Here is a 3,492-nt window from a genome sequence, read left to right on the forward strand (position 1 = left end):
GAAGGATTGTGGTGCCGGCAAGCCGGACAACGGTCAAGGCGCCACACCCTGTCAAAATCTGATTATGCCTGCGCAGCTCTGGCCTTTACCGCATCCTCGAGAAACGCCTTTACCGCCTGCCATGATTGTTCATTGGCTTCAGCATTGGCTGCAGGGGTGCCGTCAACGCTGTAGGTGGACGGTATGTTCGGCAGCAGAATCGTATGACCCGCGTGTTCGAAATCCAGGTGTTGAACGGGCCAGGAATGACCGGCCTCTTTCAGCCGCGAGTACGCCATTCGCGAAAAAAGCGCTGAAGGCCAGGCCGCGTCATCACCCGCAGACAGCAACAAGACAGGGCCACGGATTTTCTCAACCTTGATGGCAACCCGATGCACCGCATCATGATCCTGCAACGCCGTGCTGATGGATTCGGCATTACGCAAGCCAGCATCTTTGGCTGCCCATGAAGCAGTCTTATTGTCGTTCCAGAGATGTACCAATGGCTTCCCTTTATAAAGCCATGCCGGTCCATCGCGGCCTACTGCCGGATCAGCAGCCGCCTGCCCGCCATGCACCAGAGCGCTGGGCACATAACCGATAACCGCCGACACCGCCTCTGGAAACATACTGCCCAACAGCAACACCAACTCGCCGCCCCGCGACTGACCGCTCAGGGCGACAAAATCATGGGCAGGCTGGACTTCACGTCTGACCCAGGCCAACCCTGCGACGAAATATTCCAGAGGCGTATTTGAAATGTACGGCGACAGGCCCGGTGCCTTGAAGTAACCCAGCGCTAACGCCGCATAGCCTCGCGAGGCGTAAAGCGCGGCCCGGGGTTCATTGATCCCGCCGCCGGAACCGTTCAACACAATCACGGCAGGATGCGGCCCGTCGCCAGGCGGTGTGAACAGGGTTCCGACCAGACCGTCTTCGCGAACCTCACGGCGAGTAACGCCTTCGGATACGAGTCGCTGAATCAAGGTGACGGATTGCTCGCCCCCGTCGAGGAATACCCGAGTCACCAAGGGTTGCAGCACATCATCTGGAAACACGTCAGCAGCACCCGGCACTTCTGGCCGCTGACTCCAGAGCAGGCCTGACGCAGAGACGCCTTGATAACTGCCGGACACAGGAGCGTCGCGCTCCAGATCAACCTTTCCGAACGCATCGGCGATGTACGTCGCAGCGCTGACCCAATACTGCCCATTGCCACGCACAGTGCGTGTGGCGAGCTCAATCTTTTGCGAAGGCCGCAAACCTTCTACGGAGATACGTCGCGGTTCGTCCAGCAAACCGTCTGCGGGTGTTATGGAGAGTGTTGTCATGTGCTTCGCCTTATCACGCGCTGCGCGCTACCGGACTTTCAAATTCGTTGTGCGCACAATGTGAACAAGCGAAGAGAAAAAGCCAAATTCCTCTGCGGCATAACCTTAGACCTTTCGCTATTTTTTCAAATGGCTGGAGTGACTTCGTCCGGGTCGAAGCGTTCACAAAACTAAAATATGCCATGAGATGCCGGGAAACTTACGCCCCATTCACGGGTCTTGATGGGGTTCGGATTAATGACGTATTTCATTGGCTGAAACTTTCCCCCGTAATCAAGGACGCAACATGAAAGACAGGAAGATTTTATCGCTGGCCGTTTTGGTCACAGTGCTCGCTGGCTGCTCTGATCCCAAAAAAGCCAGTGAAGAAAATTTCGAAAAAGCTGCACAAGCTTATCTCGACACTCTGTATCCAAAATGTCTGGTGGCTTCCAACTTCCCTACCGAGAGTCAGGAACTCGACTTCAGCGGTACCGACAAGGTTCTGCACACACTGGCTCAAGTGGGCGTAGTCAAAGAAACCGAGTTGTCTCGCAAAGAGGTCCCGCAGACCTACTTCCAACCCGCCCGCACCGACATCCGTTATGCCTTTGATCTTACCGATGAAGGTCGAAAGTACTACCAGAAAGACGCCAGGAAACTCATGAACGGGACGACTGTTGGCGCCCTGTGTTTTGGCAAAGCAAAAATCGTCAGTGTTGACCAGTTCAGTGAGCCTGGCGACATGATGGGCCAGAAGATTTCACGCGTGACGTACAGCTACAAGACCAGCGACTTGCCGAAATGGGCTTATGAAGAGTCCGTGCAGGCCGCCATCCGTGATTTGCCTGCAATGGTCGCCGGTGAAAAAACGCCGATCAAGGAAACCCGAGGCATGATCCTGACCAATAACGGCTGGGTACATGAGCGGTTATTCGGCAAGTAACTGAAAAATGGGGGCCTTGGATGCCCCCATTTTTACGCGCGCATATAGTTCATAACGTTATATAAACACTACTAAATGTGATTATTCACGCATAACCGGAATTGCTAAGGTGCAGCTTCAGGCCACTTGCCTTAATGCTTACCTGCCGGTGATGCGCATGCCCAACTACCTCGACGCCACGCACCAACAGCGCATCGCCCAACTGCGCAAAACCTGGACCGCCCGCACCGACTGGCCAACCTGGTTGTTGTTGATCGGGACTTACGCGGCGTGGTTTAGCCTGATTCATTACTCGGCCCTGCTGGGTCGCGGATTAAGCTTGATGTTGCTGGTCCCGGTGATCACGTTCTGGATGTCGGTGCAGCACGAACTACTCCACGGCCATCCGACTCGCTGGCGGTGGGTGAATAAACTACTGGGCTATGCGCCACTCGCGCTCTGGTATCCCTACACCCTGTATCGCGACAGCCATCTGCTGCACCACCGTGATGAAGAGCTGACCCTGCCACATCACGATCCCGAGAGCCGCTACCTGAGCGAACAGCATTGGCAGCGCAACAGCATCGTGTCCCGCAGCCTGCATTGGTTGAACAAAACCCTTTACGGCCGATTGCTGGTGGGCCCGGCAATTGCGCTGATTGGCTTGCTTTCAGTGGAACTGCGACGGCTGAGGCAAGGTGAATTGCAAGCCTGGCTGATGTGGCTGACTCACGGAGCCTGCGTGGTGGCAGTGTTGTGGTTTGTACAGGCCAAGGGCGGAATCGGCATTTTCGAATATGTGATGGCCAGCTTATTGGCTTTGGCGTTATCCATGGTGCGCTCGTTCTATGAGCACCGCCCTGCTCCATCGCCGGAACATCGCTCGGTCATCAATGAGGCGGGCTGGCCATGGCGTTGGCTGTTTCTGAATCTGAACCTGCATCTGATTCACCATGATCTTCCCGGATTGCCCTGGTATTACCTGCCCCGGGTTTATGCAGAACGACGCGAGGACTGGCTACAGCGCAGTGGTCAGTTCCTTGTGGACGGTTACGGCGCCTTGTTCCGGCAACATGGCCTGAGGCCCATCGATAGTCCACAGCATCCGTGGCGTTGAGTTGATCTGTAAGACGCACAGATTTCTTTTAAAAGACCTGCCAAGTTGTCCACGGCACCGCGCAATCTCGCGGCGAACCGTGGACCTCTAGGAGTGAGCTTGCTCGCGATTCGATTCCTGGGTCGACGAATTTATAGCCTGAATTGACGCCATCGCGAGCA

At 55.6% G+C, this 3,492-nt stretch carries 3 protein-coding genes; 2 read left to right on the top strand and 1 reads right to left on the bottom strand.

Annotation, left to right across the window (positions count from 1 at the left end; translation table 11 throughout):
* Positions 1–62: 62 nt before the first annotated feature.
* On the bottom strand, positions 63–1,310 hold the full coding sequence (locus H8S59_RS26505) for an acyl-CoA thioesterase/BAAT N-terminal domain-containing protein (protein WP_187523332.1): 1,248 nt from the start codon (positions 1,308–1,310) through the stop codon (positions 63–65).
* 286 nt (positions 1,311–1,596) lie between these two features.
* On the opposite strand from H8S59_RS26505, the gene H8S59_RS26510 reads away from it, so the two are divergent.
* Together H8S59_RS26510 and H8S59_RS26515 are read left to right on the top strand one after the other, a co-directional pair.
* A complete protein-coding gene (locus H8S59_RS26510) occupies positions 1,597–2,235 on the top strand; it encodes a hypothetical protein (protein WP_187523333.1) in 639 nt (212 codons plus the stop codon).
* Positions 2,236–2,392: 157 nt separating this feature from the next.
* Positions 2,393–3,331, top strand: coding sequence for a fatty acid desaturase (locus H8S59_RS26515; protein WP_187523334.1), 939 nt, complete (start codon positions 2,393–2,395; stop codon positions 3,329–3,331).
* The last annotated feature ends 161 nt before the right edge of the window (positions 3,332–3,492 follow it).

The organism is Pseudomonas folii (assembly GCF_014357575.1).
In the GTDB taxonomy this organism is placed as follows: Bacteria; Pseudomonadota; Gammaproteobacteria; order Pseudomonadales; family Pseudomonadaceae; genus Aquipseudomonas; species Aquipseudomonas folii.

What these genes read in the sequence shown, in the direction of transcription:
- H8S59_RS26505 (WP_187523332.1), bottom strand. Translation starts at nt 1,310, where the DNA reads ATGACAACACTCTCCATAACACCCGCAGACGGTTTGCTGGACGAACCG.
- H8S59_RS26510 (WP_187523333.1), top strand. Translation starts at nt 1,597, where the DNA reads ATGAAAGACAGGAAGATTTTATCGCTGGCCGTTTTGGTCACAGTGCTC.
- H8S59_RS26515 (WP_187523334.1), top strand. Translation starts at nt 2,393, where the DNA reads ATGCCCAACTACCTCGACGCCACGCACCAACAGCGCATCGCCCAACTG.